This is a genomic window from Paenibacillus sp. FSL W8-0426 (genome assembly GCF_037969725.1).
GTDB lineage: Bacteria > Bacillota > Bacilli > Paenibacillales > Paenibacillaceae > Paenibacillus > Paenibacillus hubeiensis.
Genome location: NZ_CP150203.1, coordinates 6,225,814 through 6,243,625, shown reverse-complemented (window position 1 = coordinate 6,243,625; position 17,812 = coordinate 6,225,814). Strand labels below are relative to the sequence as shown.

At 50.1% G+C, this 17,812-nt stretch carries 14 protein-coding genes; 12 read left to right on the top strand and 2 right to left on the bottom strand.

Going from position 1 to position 17,812, the window contains the following annotated elements; all coding sequences use genetic code 11:
* Nucleotides 1-168 precede the first annotated feature (168 nt).
* From MKY59_RS28335 to MKY59_RS28325, 3 genes are read left to right on the top strand one after another with little or no spacing between them, the layout of a single operon-like run.
* Nucleotides 169-1,689 (top strand): glycosyltransferase, encoded by a 1,521-nt coding sequence (locus tag MKY59_RS28335; RefSeq protein ID WP_339274912.1) that lies wholly within the window; start codon nt 169-171, stop codon nt 1,687-1,689.
* A 22-nt stretch (nt 1,690-1,711) separates the two neighbouring features.
* Nucleotides 1,712-1,960 (top strand): hypothetical protein, encoded by a 249-nt coding sequence (locus tag MKY59_RS28330; protein WP_339274910.1) that lies wholly within the window; start codon nt 1,712-1,714, stop codon nt 1,958-1,960.
* 5 nt (nt 1,961-1,965) lie between these two features.
* On the top strand, nt 1,966-2,409 hold the full coding sequence (locus tag MKY59_RS28325) for a WbqC family protein (protein WP_339274908.1): 444 nt from the start codon (nt 1,966-1,968) through the stop codon (nt 2,407-2,409).
* A gap of 93 nt (nt 2,410-2,502) precedes the next feature.
* Here the strand turns inward: MKY59_RS28325 and MKY59_RS28320 are convergent, their stop codons facing one another.
* Entirely contained in the window at nt 2,503-3,657 is a 1,155-nt protein-coding gene (locus tag MKY59_RS28320; protein ID WP_339274906.1) for a hypothetical protein, read from the bottom strand.
* A 330-nt stretch (nt 3,658-3,987) separates the two neighbouring features.
* On the opposite strand from MKY59_RS28320, the gene MKY59_RS28315 reads away from it, so the two are divergent.
* From MKY59_RS28315 to MKY59_RS28295, 5 genes are all read left to right on the top strand, one after another.
* Entirely contained in the window at nt 3,988-4,185 is a 198-nt protein-coding gene (locus MKY59_RS28315; RefSeq protein ID WP_024631599.1) for a cold shock domain-containing protein, read from the top strand.
* 669 nt (nt 4,186-4,854) lie between these two features.
* On the top strand, nt 4,855-5,415 hold the full coding sequence (raiA, locus tag MKY59_RS28310) for a ribosome-associated translation inhibitor RaiA (RefSeq protein ID WP_339274904.1): 561 nt from the start codon (nt 4,855-4,857) through the stop codon (nt 5,413-5,415).
* A 738-nt stretch (nt 5,416-6,153) separates the two neighbouring features.
* The gene (secA, locus tag MKY59_RS28305) at nt 6,154-8,658 is read left to right on the top strand and encodes a preprotein translocase subunit SecA (protein ID WP_236420912.1); all 2,505 of its coding nucleotides are present in this window, start codon (nt 6,154-6,156) and stop codon (nt 8,656-8,658) included.
* A gap of 111 nt (nt 8,659-8,769) precedes the next feature.
* Nucleotides 8,770-9,883 (top strand): peptide chain release factor 2 gene (gene prfB / locus MKY59_RS28300; protein ID WP_236420911.1). Its coding sequence is split into 2 segments (ribosomal slippage): nt 8,770-8,841 and nt 8,843-9,883, totalling 1,113 coding nucleotides; the frame shifts between segments, so codons are not numbered across the junction.
* 326 nt (nt 9,884-10,209) lie between these two features.
* Nucleotides 10,210-11,073 (top strand): YitT family protein, encoded by an 864-nt coding sequence (locus tag MKY59_RS28295; RefSeq protein WP_339278491.1) that lies wholly within the window; start codon nt 10,210-10,212, stop codon nt 11,071-11,073.
* 128 nt (nt 11,074-11,201) lie between these two features.
* Here the strand turns inward: MKY59_RS28295 and cls are convergent, their stop codons facing one another.
* The gene (gene cls / locus MKY59_RS28290; RefSeq protein WP_339274901.1) at nt 11,202-12,650 is read right to left on the bottom strand and encodes a cardiolipin synthase; all 1,449 of its coding nucleotides are present in this window, start codon (nt 12,648-12,650) and stop codon (nt 11,202-11,204) included.
* A gap of 331 nt (nt 12,651-12,981) precedes the next feature.
* On the opposite strand from cls, the gene argC reads away from it, so the two are divergent.
* From argC to MKY59_RS28270, 4 genes are all read left to right on the top strand, one after another.
* Nucleotides 12,982-14,031, top strand: coding sequence for an N-acetyl-gamma-glutamyl-phosphate reductase (gene argC / locus MKY59_RS28285; RefSeq protein ID WP_339274900.1), 1,050 nt, complete (start codon nt 12,982-12,984; stop codon nt 14,029-14,031).
* A 127-nt stretch (nt 14,032-14,158) separates the two neighbouring features.
* A complete protein-coding gene (argJ, locus tag MKY59_RS28280) occupies nt 14,159-15,397 on the top strand; it encodes a bifunctional glutamate N-acetyltransferase/amino-acid acetyltransferase ArgJ (protein ID WP_339274899.1) in 1,239 nt (412 codons plus the stop codon).
* Between the two features lie 173 nt (nt 15,398-15,570).
* Nucleotides 15,571-16,344, top strand: coding sequence for an acetylglutamate kinase (gene argB / locus MKY59_RS28275; protein WP_236420947.1), 774 nt, complete (start codon nt 15,571-15,573; stop codon nt 16,342-16,344).
* Nucleotides 16,345-16,438: 94 nt separating this feature from the next.
* The gene (locus MKY59_RS28270; protein WP_236420907.1) at nt 16,439-17,701 is read left to right on the top strand and encodes an acetylornithine transaminase; all 1,263 of its coding nucleotides are present in this window, start codon (nt 16,439-16,441) and stop codon (nt 17,699-17,701) included.
* Nucleotides 17,702-17,812: the final 111 nt, after the last annotated feature.

Below are 17,812 nucleotides of genomic sequence, written 5' to 3'. Positions count from 1 at the left end.
AGCTGGTTCTATTTTTTTCAAGGGACGTGAAACGAATGATAGCTTCGTGGGTTAAGGTTTCCGATGCGTGAAAGAAGATATCGCCTTATGATATTCAGACTGCAAGCCGATATATTAATTAAATGAACTGGATAAACATCCTGATGGATGTTCGGGAGGGGTTGTATTATGGTTAACTCCATAGAGCAGATTATAAATCAGGGTTCTTCGATTGAAGTGGCCATTAATAACTTGAATGACCTTTTTGAAAATGCGGCACAAGAAAACCAAATAAATGATATACCCGGTATAGAAAGCCTAATGGAGCTTAAAGGTTATGGATATGATTGGAGAATTCAGATTTTTATCGATTCTTTTCTGCTATCAAAGTCGAATTCATACAATGCCCTGAACAGAATAATGGGTATTATGGAGAATAATGCTGAAATTGATGCAGAGTCGTATATTTTTATTTATTGGCAGCTTATGAGTAAATTATTTGGCATGCCTGAATTAAGAGAAAAACTGGGTTTAAGATTTAATCAGTTATATGAAAATATTTATAACTTTTTTAACGCCAATTTTAGCAAAGATGTGTGGATACCTCTCCAAAACAGAAATTCTGGTCTGGTTGTTGTAATAACCAATCAATTCCTTACCAAAAATCATGCGCCTACAAAAATAACCATTGATTATTGCGAAATGCTGTTAAATCAAATGGGTAAAAATGTAATCCTTATAAATACGGCTGATATGCCAAGAGAAATGGCAACTCCATACTTTGACGGTAAAAAGTATACTTATTTTGAACAATATAACCAACCTAATATTTTGGATGAGCACAACTTTACCTTTTATCAATTCAAAGCGAGCATGCCCTCGATTTCAGAGATGAATTATATTTTCGAGATGATCAAAGAAGTAAGGCCCGAATGCGTTCTTTCCATAGGCGGATCAAATTTGACAGCTGATCTATGCTCCAACTATGTGCCAGTTATTACTATACCTTGTACAATGGAATTCCCTATTACAATGGGAACCTTCTCCGTATTGTTTCGAAAAACCAAAGAGTCTGACTATAAAATGCTTAAGTATTTGGAGGACCGCGAGCAACAGCTAGTAGAGAGTGAGCTTGCTTACACCGCATTCAGTACTGGAAAGAAATTGTTCAGGGAAGAATGGGGATTAACGGAGTCAGATCTAAGCATCGTCATTGTAGGGAACAGGTTGGTTGAAGATCTTTCCGTAGATTTTCTTGAAGGTCTTGACTCTCTGCTTGCAAGAAAACCCAAAATCAAGATACTCATTGTAGGTGATATTGAGCGTTCTCATTTTCAAAGTTTTAATACATTAAGTGAAAATATTATTTTTATGGGATATCAAAATGACCTATCTGCGCTCTACTCCATTTGCGATATATATTTAAATCCTCCAAGAATCGGAGGTGGGACCTCTGCAGCTTATGCATTATACGAAGGAGTCCCTGTCATATCTTATCCAATCGGGGATGTTTCTCATGTATTGGGTGGAGCCAATCTGATCAATAGTCTGGAAGAATTGGATAACTACATTGATCATTGGATAATCAGTGAAGAATTCCGGTTACAAGAAAGAAAAAAGGCTAAGGATCGTGCGGGAGAGATATTTGATCCGAACGCAGTTTTTGCACGGATGATGGACAAAGTAAGGAATGACCCGAAATTTTTGTAATGATGCTAAGGAGGGATTTAGGATGATCCCCTATAATGTTCCCGCGATTGTTGGAACAGAAATTAAGTATGTTGAGGAAGCCATTAAGTTGAACAAGTTCTCGGGAGATGGCGCCTTCACTTCAAAATGCAGTCTATGGTTCAGAAACAAATTCGATGCATCCAATGCGTTATTGACCACATCCTGTACTCATGCCCTTGAAATGGCTGCAATTTTGGCCGACATCCAACTAGGGGAAGCATCTGGGCTTTGTAACACTATAAAACATTAAACGCATTGTATTCCAAGGCCCCATACTTCAAAAGATATAGAACGTTTTTGGATTATATCTATACGGAGAAGAAGTGGGATAGGCTATCGGAATTGAATCAATTCATCAATGAGTATGTAGCAAAAGATTTACTGGGTATTTCCGCTACATTTAAAAATTCGAATGAATTTGAAGTTGAAGGAAGAAAATTGGACAGACTGGTGAACCTGTTGAAGAAAGTGAGTGCGGATGTTTATGTATCCGGTCCATCAGCCAATAATTATATAGAAGTTTCAAAATTTGAAGAAGCAGGGATAGAGTTGGTGTATAAAGACTATAATTCTTATCCCGAATATAGTCAGTTTTACCCTCCCTTTGACCACTACGTTTCCATTTTTGATTTGCTTTTTCATACAGGTTTGGATGCCTCGTACTTCATTTGGGGCTGGAGAGAGGACTCCAGAAGTTAGGTACTCCTAAGGATTTGAACTCATAACAAGCCCACCATGATATTTTTGGGGGCTTGTTTATTTTACGATATACTAACATCTTCTTTTCAGCACTCAATATATCGTTGCCAGATAGATTTGATCTTCAAATTCGTCTGCATAGTGGAACGACAACGTTCGATCCCCGAACTTGTAAATCATGTCGTAGCCGCCCTCTGCCTCGTTAAACCCTTCATACTTGGGCTTGCCAAGCCAAAATTTGACCGTATCCGGGTACAGATTGCGTTCTTCCACGAACAGATTGAATACCATAATCCGCGAATTTTTGTTCAATTCATGAACATAATCGGTAAAGCCGATGGCGTAATGGGGATAGATGTAATACCCGCCCCATTCCCCGTTTTCTCTAGACCGGGCCTTCTTCAAAAGGGACTGAAGCGCTGAGTGTTTCATGCCCAGTTTGATGCCAGGTTGACCTGGAAGTATCCCTTGCTTGGCGGCGGATTTAAGGCTCTCCAAGTAGGCGTGATCCCCGATGCCGGAGTTGGGCCAGCCAGGCTGGTCGATATTCACATAGCGAGACTCGGTAAGGTGCAGTTTCGATTGGCTAACATTCAGTTTAAAAGTGCTGACTTCATACTTGAATACGGTATTGTTGTAGAATCTGAATTGGACTTGAGCATCCGACAGCATGCGAATACCTTCATCTCGACCTGCGGGGTAACCGTATCCGTTCTCCATCTGTTTTCCTTTATGATCGACAAACTTTAGGCGTTGCAGTTCTCCAGAACGGATAATGAACGTTTTGGCCAGATTGAAGTTGGAAGATCCCCACTCCGTGATCACCAGCATATCCGGGGTTCCGGCATCTTTGCTTTTGACGGTATAGTGCCAGGTCTGGGGCATTGTGATGGAATGCAGATCAAGGTTAACCGACTGGACTATTCCGTAGCTTGTTCCTTTTTTGACGAGTGCTGCTTGATATGTACCCGTGTAATTTACGTCTCCGATCTGGTTTCCCGTCCAGTAATCTTCTTCCGACAAGATTGTCGAATCTTCGTCTTTGGCGAAAATATAGACGGTATATTGCGTTTGGTAGGCGTCTTTCAACGTGAAAGACAATCGGCTCATCTTCTTTAATTCCTCTGCAGGTATGCGTTCCCCCTTGGCCTCGGCTGTATCCGAGAAGGTCGTAGCCCATAATCCTGCGAACAGGATGGCTAACAGTAAAACATAAAGTGGAGTTCTGTTTCTGAAGCGCGAATGCATGAATGTATTTTCCCCCTGATCGATGATGTTTGTTCTCCTTGATTTTACCATGTTATAAGACGGTGCGTCTTTCGCTAATTATTTTTTTATGGGGCTGTTTACTTTTTTCGAAAAGTGGTTAATTTCTTCTTATCATGTAGCCTTTAAGCTGGTATAGTACTGGAAAACCCATCTTTCCTCATAATTCATCATTAATCTACAAATTAATTCCAGAAAAACATTTGCATTACCAATTGACAATGGATAAGTTTGGATGGTATAGTCTGAGTTGTGAGCTAGGTTTTCGAGCTGAGGCTTCACTTCATTTGATGACGAAGGGAATGTTAGTGCATGCAAGGTAAAGTAAAATGGTTCAACGCAGAAAAAGGTTACGGTTTCATCGAAACTGAAGACGGCGGCGACGTATTCGTACACTTCTCCGCAATTCAATCCGAAGGCTTCAAAACTTTGGAAGAAGGTCAATCCGTTGAATTCGACATCGTCGAAGGCGCGCGTGGACCGCAAGCAGCTAACGTAATCAAATTATAATCATCCGGGCGATTCCGACCTACATACATGGTTTGATGGTTACCGAATTGAATTAACGCTAGCGTAGGACCTTGGCTCAGGCCAGGGTCTTTTTTTGTTGGGAAATTGAATTGGGAAAACCGGCTGATCAGGGCATGAAACGCCGCGTATACAGGCCGTATGGGCAGGGGAGAAGAAGTTGTCAACGGAAGCCGCCCGCCCGGATCAGCGAGAGCCTGCGTTCATAGATTGGTCTTCTCTTCGTGCCACAGCGATTGGTACAGCGAAAAAACGGTTAATTTACATACTCAAGCGCCGTTTTTATAAAAACTTCTATATAAACCGCAAAAAAACATACACACGTTAACGGAGAGGCAGAACCAATCTGGAGAAGCGGAGCGTTCGCATTTATCACCGGATTTTTCCCTTAGAAAAAGGGAATCAAAAAAATCGGGGGATAACAGCGATCGAAAGATGGTACTGCGCTCGCAGTGGCCTTGTGTGATTGATTAGTGGGGTTTATATATCAAGGATAACGCCTAAAAATGGCGAGAAATCGCGAAATATGGCGATTGGCCTATGCTGGAAGAACTGGCTCGTGCAGATGTCATTATTCGGACACCCGGAGTTTTTACATGGCGCTTACATTCGTGGTATAATGAAGGAGCAAAGGAAAAGGAGGAGTGCCCTATGAATTTAAGTATTCGAGGTCAACAAATCGAGGTTACCGATGCTTTGAGAGATTACGTCGACAAAAAATTGAGCAGACTCGAGAAGTATTTCGATGCACCCCTTAACTCTGACGGTACGGTTACTTTAAGTACGACCAGAGGTTTGCATGCGGTGGAAGTAACGATTCCTTTGAAAGGTCTGGTGCTCCGCGCCGAAGACAAGAGCGATGACATGTACGCTTCCATTGACGCTGTCATTGACAAGCTGGAACGTCAGATTCGCAAACATAAAACGAAATTGAACCGCAAGTTCCGCCAGGACAGCGGCCTGAAAAACTTCTTTGTGGAGGATCCCACCGGAATTGCGGCTACAGCCGAGCTGGATGCCGAAGTGGACGACGATCTGGAAGTGGTCCGGACGAAGCGTTTCATGCTGAAGCCGATGGATGTGGAAGAAGCCATTCTGCAGATGAACATGGTCGGCCACAATTTCTTTGTTTTTTCCAACATTGAGAATGAAGAGGTTAGCGTCGTGTACAAACGGAATGATGGAAAATACGGTTTGATCGAGCAAGGATAATGGGCTTGTTTCAAACGCTTGCGGTATGAAATGAATACTTAATTTAATACGTACTTGAACATGGGGAATCTTTGATTCCTGGATCCGATATAACAAGAGCCTACATCCAATCGGGATGGGGCTCTTTTGGTTTTGGATTTTCCTAGGAGGAGTGGAAAAAGTTTCGGATGCCGTTTAGTGAAACTATTCCCTATGCTTCTGCGTCTAATACATGGGTAGGATATAATCTCAGGTTTGCGACTAGCATACCTAATGCGATCCAGTTTCCCGCCAAAGAACCTCATACTGAGGACGTTTTGATTTGAATGCGCTTATGAAGGCGAACGCTTCGGCTAACGGCTATGATTTTTTGCACTATTCTTCATCCAAAGGAGCGGCGAAAGATCAAAGAAGTCGGCCGTGCCGTGTTGCGGCGTCTCTTACAAACTGTTACAATTTATGAAAGAGAATCATTGTCCTGATGGGGAATTGTCAACGAATGATCACCAATCATTATCAATGACAGGCACAGCACCATGAACATGATTCGTCCGGCTTGGATTCCGGATTCATTTTGGATGGGCCCGGGTCCGGTTGAATACCGAATCGGCTTCATGAGGGACCCTTGCAAGCCTGGAGTTGATTCATCTCATAGTATTGTATTACATTGTCACCCCCGGGCAAGTGGATGATATCATCCGAAGATGCCGCTGTGCGGCAACAGGGGGGCTATTCTGTTTTGCACGAAAGGGGTATACCATGCTAGGACTTGTCAAAAAGATCTTCGGAGACATGAATGAACGCGATGTTAAACGTCTGATGAAGACGGTCGACGTCATTAATAAAATGGAACCGGAATTTCAGGCTCTCTCCGATGAGCAGCTGAAGGGGAAAACAGAGGAGTTCCGTGCCCGGATCGAAAAGGGAGAAACGACGGATGAGCTTCTGCCGGAAGCATTTGCTACCGTGCGTGAGGCATCTCGCCGTGTGCTCGGCAAACGCCACTATGACGTACAGATGCTTGGCGGTATTGCGCTGCACGAAGGCCGGATTGCCGAGATGAAAACGGGTGAAGGTAAAACGCTGGTAGGAACGCTGCCGGTGTATTTGAATGCACTGGAATCCAAGGGCGCGCACGTCGTGACGGTCAACGATTATCTGGCTCAACGCGACAGTGCCGAAATGGGACAAATTTACGAATTCCTGGGCATGACCGTCGGGGTCAACCTGAGCGGCATGGACCATGCTCTTAAGCAGCACGCATATGCTTGCGATATTACGTACGGAACGAACAACGAATTCGGTTTCGACTATTTGCGCGATAACATGGTGCTCTACAAAGAACAAATGGTACAACGTCCATTGTTCTTCTGTATCATTGACGAAGTGGACTCCATCCTGATCGACGAAGCGCGTACGCCGCTGATTATCTCCGGACAAGCCCAGAAGTCGACCGACCTGTATTACGCAGCGGACCGTTTCGTGAAACGTCTGACGCCGGAAGAGGATTTTACCGTAGATATCAAGGTGAAATCCGTAGCTTTGACCGAAGCGGGTGTTGCAAAATCCGAGAAAGCGTTCGGCATTGAAAACCTGTACGACCATGCCAACGTAACACTGAACCACCATATCGTGCAGGCGCTGAAAGCCAATGTCATCATGCGCCGGGACGTAGACTATGTGGTAAGCGACGAGGAAGTCATGATCGTTGACGAGTTCACGGGCCGCCTGATGTCCGGACGCCGCTACAGCGATGGCCTGCACCAAGCGATCGAGGCCAAAGAGGGCATCGAGGTACAGAACGAGAGCATGACGCTTGCAACGATTACGTTCCAGAACTATTTCCGGATGTACCGCAAGCTGGCGGGTATGACGGGTACGGCCAAAACGGAAGAAGAAGAGTTCAAGAAGATTTACGGGCTTGAAGTATTGCAAATTCCGACGAACCGTCCGAACAAACGGATCGACAACGCCGACGTCGTCTACAAAAGCGTTGACGGCAAATTCAAAGCCGTGGTGGAAGAGATCGTGGAACGCCACGCGAAAAAACAGCCGGTTCTCGTCGGTACGGTGTCCATCGAGAACTCCGAGCGCATCTCGGACATGCTGAAACGCCGTGGCGTGCGTCACCAGGTATTGAACGCCAAGTACCATGCGGAAGAGGCTGAAATCATCTCCGGCGCGGGCCAGGCGGGCGCGGTAACGATCGCGACCAACATGGCCGGACGGGGGACGGACATCATCCTGGGCGAAGGCGTGGCCGAGCTCGGGGGCCTTCATATCATCGGTACGGAACGCCACGAATCGCGCCGGATCGATAATCAGCTTCGCGGACGCGCGGGACGTCAGGGCGACCCTGGTTCCACGCAGTTCTATCTGTCGATGGGCGACGAACTGATGAAACGTTTTGGCGCGGACAACGTGCTGAACATGATGGAGCGCCTGGGCTTTGACGAAGACCAGCCGATCGAAAGCCGCATGATTACCCGTGCGGTAGAGTCGGCGCAGAAGCGCGTTGAAGGCAACAACTTCGACGTCCGCAAAGTCGTTCTCCAGTACGATGACGTCATGAACCAACAGCGTGAGATCATTTACAAACAGCGCCGCGAGGTGCTCGAATCCGACAATATCAAACAAATCGTCATGGATATGATCAAACCGTCCATCGAGCGTATTGTCGAAGCGCACTGCAGCGACGAAATTCCGGAGAACTGGGAGCTGCAGGAAGTGGCCGACTACATGAACAGCAAATTGCTGGATGACGGCGCCGTGACCAAGGATGATCTGTGGGGCAAAGAAGCCGAGGAGATCGTCGAGTATCTCTTCGACAAAGTAGAGAAGAAATACAACGCCCGTGAAGAACGAATCGGACCTGAAATGGTACGCGAGTTCGAAAAAGTGGTTGTGCTTCGTGCGGTCGACAGCAAATGGATGGACCACATCGATGCGATGGATCAGCTTCGCCAAGGGATTCACTTGCGTGCGTATGGCGGTACCGATCCGCTGCGCGAGTACCAATTCGAAGGTTTCGAAATGTTCCATCAGATGATCGCTTCGATCCAGGAAGAAGTGGCCACATACGTAATGCGGGCCCAAATCGAAAGTAATCAGGAGCGTCAGGCGGTCGTGGACGAGAGCAAAATCTCTACCAGCGGCGAGCCTGCCGAGAAACGCCCGGTGCGCGTAGCCGATCAAGTGGGACGCAACGATCTGTGCCCATGCGGCAGCGGCAAAAAGTACAAACATTGCCATGGCCAAGAATAGGAAATAATATATAGTCAGGACACATGGCTCCTTGCAGCCGGGGATTTCATAGGATAACCTATGGGTTCCTCGGTTGCCGGGAGCTTACTTTAATGAAAAGAGGAATTGCACATGATTGATCCAAGCGTAAAGCATGACCTGCGTGAAATCAGCAAGAAACTAACAAACCTTAGGGGGTCTCTTTGACTTAGATCTCAAAAAGGAAATGATTGAGAACTTCGAAGAGAAAATGTCTGCGCCCGATTTCTGGGACGATAATGAAAAAGCGCAATCCGTCATCGCCGAAATGAATGCGGTCAAGGGTTCGGTAGACCAATACAACAAGCTGCAGCAGGATTATGATGATGCGGCCATGATGGTCGAGCTGGCTGAAGAAGAGGGCGACGATGATCTCGCGGCAGAGGTAAGCGGCAGCGTAGCCGCCATTGTGGAAAAGCTGGAGCAATTCGAGCTCCAACTGCTGCTGAACCAGCCATACGACAAAATGAACGCCATATTGGAGCTGCATCCGGGTGCCGGCGGTACCGAGTCTCAGGACTGGGGCCAGATGCTGCTGAGAATGTATACGCGGTGGGCCGAGAAACGCGGTTTCAAGGTCGAAGTGCTCGATTATTTGCCGGGTGACGAGGCGGGCATCAAGAGCGTAACGCTTTCGATCAAGGGGCACAATGCCTACGGATATCTGAAAGCGGAGAAAGGCGTGCATCGTTTGGTGCGCATCTCGCCGTTCGACTCCTCCGGCCGTCGCCATACTTCCTTCGTATCCTGCGACGTCGTGCCAGAGATCGATGATACGGTCGAGATCGACATCCGGACGGAAGATCTCAAGATCGATACCTACCGCGCGAGCGGCGCGGGTGGACAGCACATCAATACGACGGACTCGGCAGTACGGATTACGCATATCCCGACAGGCGTCGTTGTAACGTGCCAGAACGAGCGTTCACAGATCAAAAACCGCGAGCGGGCCATGACGATGCTTCGTTCGAAGCTGTATGAGCGTAAAATTGAAGAGCAGCAAAAAGAGCTGGATGAAATCCGAGGGGAACAGTCGGATATTGCATGGGGAAGCCAGATTCGCTCCTATGTATTCCATCCCTATAGTATGGTAAAGGATCACCGTACTTCTGTGGAAACGGGAAATACCGGAGCGGTAATGGACGGCGACCTCGATGCATTCATCGATGGTTATTTGCGCAGCCAAATTAAAGTGGAAACCGATTAATCGAGTTCCTGTATGGACTGGATACGTGTAGGCGTATGCTGGTCTATACAGGAGCTTTTTTTGTGCGCGCACGATGCAGCCGGATGTTCCCCTTCAGAAAGGGGAATCCAAAAAATCTGGGGATAACAGCGATCGGAAGATGGTACAGCGCACGCAGTGGCCTAATGTGAATGATTATTGCGGTTTATATAACTTGAATACAAATCTCTAAACATCATTGGTAATCCCCGTATCGGCGGGATGGCATATATAGCACTATGGACAACAAAGGAGAGCAAGATGACATGCAGGAACAACCGCATTTGCAGTACAACCGCAAGAAAAGAATGACGAACTTTATTCCCTTGAACGGCCCCTGGCGGACCGCTATGGATACGGCCTTGATTATCGTGGGATCGTTTTTGATCGCCGTGGCCTTCAATCTGTTTTTACTGCCGAACCAGATCGCTTCGGGCGGTGTGTCAGGCATCTCCATTCTGGGGAAAGAGTGGCTTGGCCTGGAACCGGCGTACACCCAGTGGGCACTGAATATTCCGCTCCTGATCGCAGGGTTCGTGTTGATCGGCAAACAGTATGGCGTGCGTTCCGTGCTCGGCAGCATCGTACTGCCGCTCTTCGTATATTTGACGAAGGATTGGACGGTGCCAACGATGAATCCGCTGCTCGGTTCATTATACGGGGGGATCGGCGCGGGACTGGGAATCGGGATCGTATACCGCGGCCGGGGATCGACGGGCGGCATGAGCATCATGGCTCGCATCGTGCAGAAATACAGCGGACTCAGTTATTCGATTTGCGTCGTAATCATGGATGCAACGGTGATCATTTTGGCGGGCTTTGTGCTGTCGCTGGAACAGTCGCTCTATGCCCTCATCGGTCTGTATATTACCGGCAAAGTGATTGATGGCGTCGAAATGGGTTTTGGCAGCTCCAAGGTCGCATACATCATCTCTAACGAGATCGAACCGATCACACAGATCATTCTCGCCGATCTGGATCGTGGATTGACCAAGCTGGAAGCACGGGGAGGTTATACGGATAACCAGCGGACGGTGCTGATGGTCGTGGTTGGACAGAGCGAGGTGCCAAGACTTAAAGCATTGATCCGGTCCGTGGACCCGGGGGCTTTTGTCATTATCAGCAATGCGCATGAGGTGCTTGGCGAAGGTTTCAAACGGGAGCATGTTTAATCGTCACAGGCAGAGTGTACTCAGTCAAAAAAAGGCGATATCGGTTGCTCGAGCAGGACAACGTGATATTCAAAGAAAAGCAGGAAATCCTCCAGCCCATCAGACTGGGATTTCCTGCTTTTTGCATTTTACAGAATCGGAGAGAGCAGCCGCGAGATGGCTTCTTTAAAGCGAATGACGATGCTGCGCCGATTGTATTCGTCCATCGTCATTTCCCGGGATACTTTCAGATCGTGTTCGAACGTGTTCGCCAGTTTGGAGGCGATGCCTTCATCGTACATGAAGGCGTTGACCTCAAAGTTCAGGCGGAAGCTGCGATAGTCGATGTTCGCCGTTCCCACGGATGCGACCATGCGGTCAATGATGAGCGTTTTGGCATGAATGAAGCCGTTGTCGTAAACGAATGCTTTTGCCCCCACTTTGAGCAGCTCGCCGATGTAGGATAACGTGGCCCAATATACAAACGCGTGGTCGGGCTTGTTCGGAATCAAGATTCGCACGTCAATGCCCGACAGGCAGGCAAGGCGAATGGATTCGAACACGCTCGCGTCCGGAATGAAATACGGCGTCTGGATCATGATGGATTGTTTGGCCCCGTTAATCATTTTCAGGTAACTGTTCTTAATGTGCTCGATCTCGGCATCAGGGCCGCTGGACACAATTTGCATGGCCGTGGATCCCGTACCTTGGATTTTCGGGAAATGTTCGGGCACGTAAGGCGTGTCATGCTGTTTGGATGCTTCGTTCCAATCGAGCAGGAACCGGGTCTGGAGCGCGTGAACGGCATTCCCCTGAATGCGCAGGTGTGTGTCGCGCCAATAGCCGAATTTGGAGTTTAACCCCAAATATTCGTCGCCGACATTGAACCCGCCCGTGTATCCGAGATTGCCGTCAATGATGACGATTTTACGATGATTGCGATAGTTCATGCGCAGGTTGATGAGGCTGAATTTGGATGGGAAAAAGACTTCCACCAAACCTCCCGCTTCGCGGAGCTCTTTGAAAAAACGGTTTGAGACCCTGCGCGAGCCAAGCGCGTCGTACAGGACGCGGACCTTAATGCCTTGCCTCGCTTTGCGGATGAGGGCATCGCGGATTTTTTTGCCCAGGCGGTCGCCTCTATAGATGTAATATTGCACGTGGACATGGTCTTGGGCCGCCTCGATATCGTTCAGCAAACGTTGGAACTTATCCATGCCGTCCGTAATGATTTCGACGTCATTGTCCTCCGTCAGGAGCGCGCCGTTCTGCTTCAGGTTCATGTAGATCATGTCCTGATGGCTTTCGGTGGCCGTGTTGAGGAAAGGCCCTCGGTGGTCTTTCAGCTGCTCCAGCTGGGCGGAGATGCGTTCCTCCAAACCGAGCTTTTTGCGTTCTTTCCACTGGAACAGCCTGTAACGGGTCAGATTCTGGCCGGTTAATAAATATAGTACGAATCCGAGCACTGGAATAAAGTTGAGGACGAGCAGCCAAGCCCAGGATGCGCTGGCATCCTTCCGTTCGAAGAAGACGACCGCTGCTGCGAAAATGATGTTCAGGCCCAGAAGTACGATAAGCAAGATGGATTCGATGTGCACTGTAGCCCTCCGTGATTCAAAATAGATGTCATTTAATTGCCGAGCGGCAAAATTGGCCACGTAATCTTTGTATGTAATGTGGCCTCTTACTACGTATTTTAGCAGAAGTGACGTAGTTCGTCCGCAGATATTGGAAAGATATGTTTCGAGCTGAAAGAGAAAGCATGTGAAATTCATGGCAGAGTGTTGTATTTATATAAATGTGGATGTATAATAATACACAAATATGCATAGAAGCGACGGATAGGCGCTCCGATTGACTTTAAGGTAATCGGGAAACGAAGCGCGACATAGACTATACGGCGTATGCAGCGGGATTGGGGGAGCGAGAGTGAATAGCAAATTGAAAGTGGCAATCGTCGGTTCCACCGGCTACGGCGGGGTGGAACTGATTCGTTTTTTACAACATCATCCGCATGTTGAGATTACGTCTGTGATCTCATCATCCAGCAGCGGCGAATCCATCGCGGATGGATTCCCGCATCTGACGGGGGTTGTGCGAAGGCCGCTCGACGGCGTTGATCCGGCCGAGATTGCGACACGCGCTGATTTGGTATTCACTGCGACTCCATCCGGAGTAAGCGCCAAGCTTGTGCCGAGCCTGCTTGAGGTTGGACTGAAAGTCATCGATCTCTCGGGCGATTTCCGGTTGAAAGACGGAGCATCCTACGAACAGTGGTACAAACACCCTGCTGCGCCGGCGGCATTGTTGGAAGAAGCGGTATACGGCATGGCTGAAGTGTTCGGCGATCAGGTGAAGGATCGGAATTTCATTTCCAATCCGGGGTGTTACCCGACGGCTACGCTGCTGGGACTGATTCCGGCTGTGGAAGCAGGCTGGATCGATCCGTCCACCATCATCATCGATGCGAAATCCGGCGTATCCGGTGCGGGAAGAGGCATTGGACTTCCTCATCATTATGCCGAGATGAACGAAAACTTCAGGGTCTACAAGCTGAACAAACACCAGCACATTCCGGAGATTGAGCAAGTTCTCGGCCTGATTGCCGGAAAGCCGGTAACGGTGACGTTCACGACGCATCTTGTACCGATGACGCGCGGGATCATGAGCACGATGTATGCGAGCCTTACCGGGGAACATACGGACCGCGAAATGGTAGACTTGTATCGCAAATACTACGAGAACCGGCCTTTCGTCCGCGTTCGGGAGCCAGGCATCTGGCCTGCGACGAAAGAAGTGTACGGCTCGAACTACTGCGATATCGGATTTTCGGCAGACCCTCGCACAGGCAGACTGACGATTATTTCCGTCATCGACAACCTGGTCAAAGGGGCTTCCGGGCAAGCCATTCAAAATATGAATCTGATGATGGGATGGGAGGAGAACCTCGGACTGAACATGACGCCTGTATATCCATAAGAAATGGGCACGCAAGGAGTGCATCGGTGCAAGCTGCCGGTCACTCCCGGTCCTGTTTCATCGGGGTAGCGGTTCATGAAAGCGGCGGAGGTCGGCATGCAGCCGAACGCCTGACGGGGGATAACATATGGGAACAAATGTGGAACAACAGGCTTTTGCCGTCATTAAGAACGGAACAATCGTAACCCCGCGCGGGTTCGCTGCTGGCGGATTGCACTGCGGGCTGAAAAAAACATCGCGCAACGATATCGGCGCCATTCGCTGCGACGTGCCGGCGGCTGCGGCTGCGGTATATACAACGAATGTATTCCAGGCAGCCCCGCTCAAGGTCACTCGCGAAAGTCTCGTGAACGGCCGCCTGCAAGCGGTGGTAGTGAACAGCGGCAATGCGAATGCTTGCACGGGGCAGCAGGGCGAGGACGATGCGTACGCCATGCGCGCTGCGGCTGCACGCGAGCTGGGCGTAGCCGAGGACGATGTTGCCGTGGCATCGACGGGTGTCATTGGCGAATTGCTGAAAATGGACGCGGTGCATGCAGGCATTGCCGCATTGCCGGCAAACCTGGGCGTGGATGCGGAGCAGGCGGAACAATTTTCCCAAGCAATCCTGACCACGGATCTGGTGAAAAAGGAAGCTTGCGTATCCGTTGAAGTAAACGGCAAAACGGTAACGATTGCGGGTGCGGCCAAAGGCTCGGGCATGATCCACCCGAACATGGCGACGATGCTTGCTTTTATGACCACGGATGCGGCCATCGGTTCGGAGGCCTTGCACCAATTGCTGCGTCAGACGACCAACCGCACGTTCAACATGATTACCGTTGACGGGGACATGAGCACCAACGATATGCTGGTGGCCTTGGCCAGCGGCTTGGCCGACAATGAAGAGCTGACGCCTGAGCATGCCGACTGGGAAGCTTTTGCGGCTGGATTCATTTATGTGTGCGAAGTGCTGGCCAAAGCGATCGCCCGAGACGGCGAAGGCGCCACGAAACTGGTGGAAGTCCAAGTAACCGGGGCAGTTAGCGATGACTCCGCACAGGCGATCGCCAAGACCGTGATCGGGTCCAGCCTGGTGAAGTCCGCCATGTTCGGCGCCGATGCCAACTGGGGGCGCATTATCGCGGCTGTAGGGCGTGCAGGCCAGCCTGTTAACCCGAATACGGTGGACATCCGTTTGGGCGACATTTCGGTGCTGAAGCAGTCCAGTCCGGTAGTTTTCGATGAAGAGGCGGCGCTGGCCTACCTGCAAGGCGATACCGTTCGCATCGTGGTCGACTTGAACCATGGCGAAGGTTCCGCCATCGCATGGGGCTGCGACTTGACTTACGACTATGTACGAATCAATGCGGCATACCGCACATAATAGAGCATTTGGATAGGTTGAACTAGACATTTACATGACCACGTAGTGTCTCCGTGTAAAAATCATTGGTTCAATGTTAATTCATCAGTGAAAGGGGTGGCGTCATGAGTTCAACAACTTTGCCAAGCGAACAGAACGGGGCTTGGACCGAAGCGGGCAAGCAGCGCTTTGTGATGAAATGTGGAGGAAGCACGCTGGCGGCGTTGCCGGAATCGTTTTTTGCGGATCTGCGGGATCTGCAGGCTCAGGGCATTCAGCCCGTCATTGTGCACGGCGGCGGCCCGGCGATCTCGGACAATTTGGCAAAGCTCGGCATCGAGACCGAATTCGTGAACGGGTTGCGCAAGACGACCGAAGCGGTGTTGGATGTCGTGGAGATGGTGCTCGCGGGCAGCATCAACAAACAGATCGTTCGCCTGATCCAGCGCGTAGGAGGCCGGGCGATCGGATTGTCCGGCGTGGACGGGGGACTCATCCAGGCCAGACCGGTAACGAACCACGCTGAAATCGGCTGGGTTGGTGAAGTGACTGGTGTGGAAGCGCCGATTATTCAAGGCGTTGTGGACATGGGTTACATGCCTGTCATCGCGCCGGTGGGCGTGGATGTGAGCGGGCAGCGCTACAATATCAACGCCGACACGGCGGCTGGAGCAGTAGCATCCCACCTTGGCGTAAGCCGCATGATCGTCGTGACGGACGTGCCTGGCATCATGAAGACGGTACGCGGCGAGAAAAAGGTGCTGCCTTCCGTCTCCGTGCAGGAGATCGAGGACATGATTCAGACCGGAGAAATCTATGGCGGCATGATTCCGAAAGTGCGCGCGGCCATTGCCTGCATTCATGGCGACGTCCGCGAGGTCGTTATCGTGGATGGCAGCGAACCGCAAATTTTGAGCCGCGTGCTTGGCGGAGAAGCGATCGGTACGCGCATTATCCGGATGCCTTAGGAGCTGCAAGGAAAGTAGCGATGCTTTATTTCGTTGCAGCCTCTTAATCGGCATTCCCTACGCATTCATTAAGGAACAGGAGAGTGAAACGGCGATGGCAAAAGACAATGAACAAATCGGCGCCGCTACGGCGGTAGCGGGTGCCGTAGCGGCTGGGGCGGCGCCTTCCGGGCAAACGGAGAGCTCGCTTTTTCAGACATATTCGCGGTATCCCATCAGTCTTGTTAAGGGCAAAGGCAGCTGGGTATGGGACGATCAAGGCAACAAATACTTGGACTTCATGAGCGGTCTTGCGGTAACGAGCCTTGGCCATGCGCCCGATCAAATCGCGGCGAAGCTGAAAGCGCAGATCGATGAGCTGTGGCACGTATCCAACCTGTTCCAGATTCCCGGCCAGGAGAAAGCGGCAGCGCTGTTGACGGCGAATACGTGCGCGGACGCGGTGTTCTTCTGCAATAGCGGAGCGGAAGCGAACGAAGCGGCCATCAAGCTGGCGCGCCGCTATCACCAGAAAGTGAAGGGTACGGACCGCTATGAAGTGATCACGTTTGCCCAATCTTTCCATGGACGCACCTTGGCAACGTTGACGGCAACAGGCCAGGATAAAGTGAAGGAAGGTTTCCTTCCGCTCCCGGCCGGTTTCGTGACCGTACCGCTCCATGATACAGAAGCGCTCGAAGCAGCCATCGGGCCCAAAACGGCGGCGATCATGATTGAAATGGTGCAGGCAGAAGGCGGCGTGCATCCGGTCAAACGCGAATTCGTCGAGCATATCCGGAAGCTGTGCGACGAGCACGGATTGCTGCTGATCGTGGATGAGGTGCAAACGGGCATGGGACGGACAGGCAAGCTGTTTGCGCATGAGCATTATGGCATTGAGCCGGATATTTTCACGGTCGCCAAAGGGATCGGAAGCGGCTTCCCTGTGGGCGCCATGCTGGGTAAAGGATATCTGAAAGATGCGTTTACGCCGGGCAGCCATGCGACTACGTTTGGCGGTACGCCGCTCGCTTCGTCGGTGGTGATCGCCACCGTGGAAACGATGCTGGAGGAACGTGTGCCGGAGCGTGCTGCAGAGACGGGCGAATATCTGATGAATGCGCTGCGCGAGAAGCTCGCAGACATTCCGTTCGTGAAGGAGGTGCGCGGCCTCGGGCTGATCGTGGGCATCGAGTGCGCGGAGCCGGTCGGCGATATCATTACGGCCGGGCAAAAGCGCGGCATTCTGTTCGTCAATGCAGGACCGAACGTGATTCGTCTGCTGCCTAACCTGTTGGTGAGCAAGGAAGAGGTTGATCAGGCGGTAACCCTCGTTACGGAACTGATCCAAGAGCATGTTGCTGCTAAAAACGCATAATTTTGTAAGTCCACTCTTCAATTGAAGGTTGGTTAAAATATTTCGTTTGCTCCGGGGGCCACTTCCGGCCCTCCGGGTGAACATGTACAGCTGAATCCCTGCAGCCGCATG

Excerpts from the sequence above, each read along its gene's own strand:
- MKY59_RS28335 (WP_339274912.1), top strand. The coding sequence starts at position 169 with ATGGTTAACTCCATAGAGCAGATTATAAATCAGGGTTCTTCGATTGAA.
- MKY59_RS28330 (WP_339274910.1), top strand. The coding sequence starts at position 1,712 with ATGATCCCCTATAATGTTCCCGCGATTGTTGGAACAGAAATTAAGTAT.
- MKY59_RS28320 (WP_339274906.1), bottom strand. The coding sequence starts at position 3,657 with ATGCATTCGCGCTTCAGAAACAGAACTCCACTTTATGTTTTACTGTTA.
- MKY59_RS28315 (WP_024631599.1), top strand. The coding sequence starts at position 3,988 with ATGCAAGGTAAAGTAAAATGGTTCAACGCAGAAAAAGGTTACGGTTTC.
- raiA (WP_339274904.1), top strand. The coding sequence starts at position 4,855 with ATGAATTTAAGTATTCGAGGTCAACAAATCGAGGTTACCGATGCTTTG.
- secA (WP_236420912.1), top strand. The coding sequence starts at position 6,154 with ATGCTAGGACTTGTCAAAAAGATCTTCGGAGACATGAATGAACGCGAT.
- MKY59_RS28295 (WP_339278491.1), top strand. The coding sequence starts at position 10,210 with ATGACGAACTTTATTCCCTTGAACGGCCCCTGGCGGACCGCTATGGAT.
- argJ (WP_339274899.1), top strand. The coding sequence starts at position 14,159 with ATGGGAACAAATGTGGAACAACAGGCTTTTGCCGTCATTAAGAACGGA.
- argB (WP_236420947.1), top strand. The coding sequence starts at position 15,571 with ATGAAATGTGGAGGAAGCACGCTGGCGGCGTTGCCGGAATCGTTTTTT.
- MKY59_RS28270 (WP_236420907.1), top strand. The coding sequence starts at position 16,439 with ATGGCAAAAGACAATGAACAAATCGGCGCCGCTACGGCGGTAGCGGGT.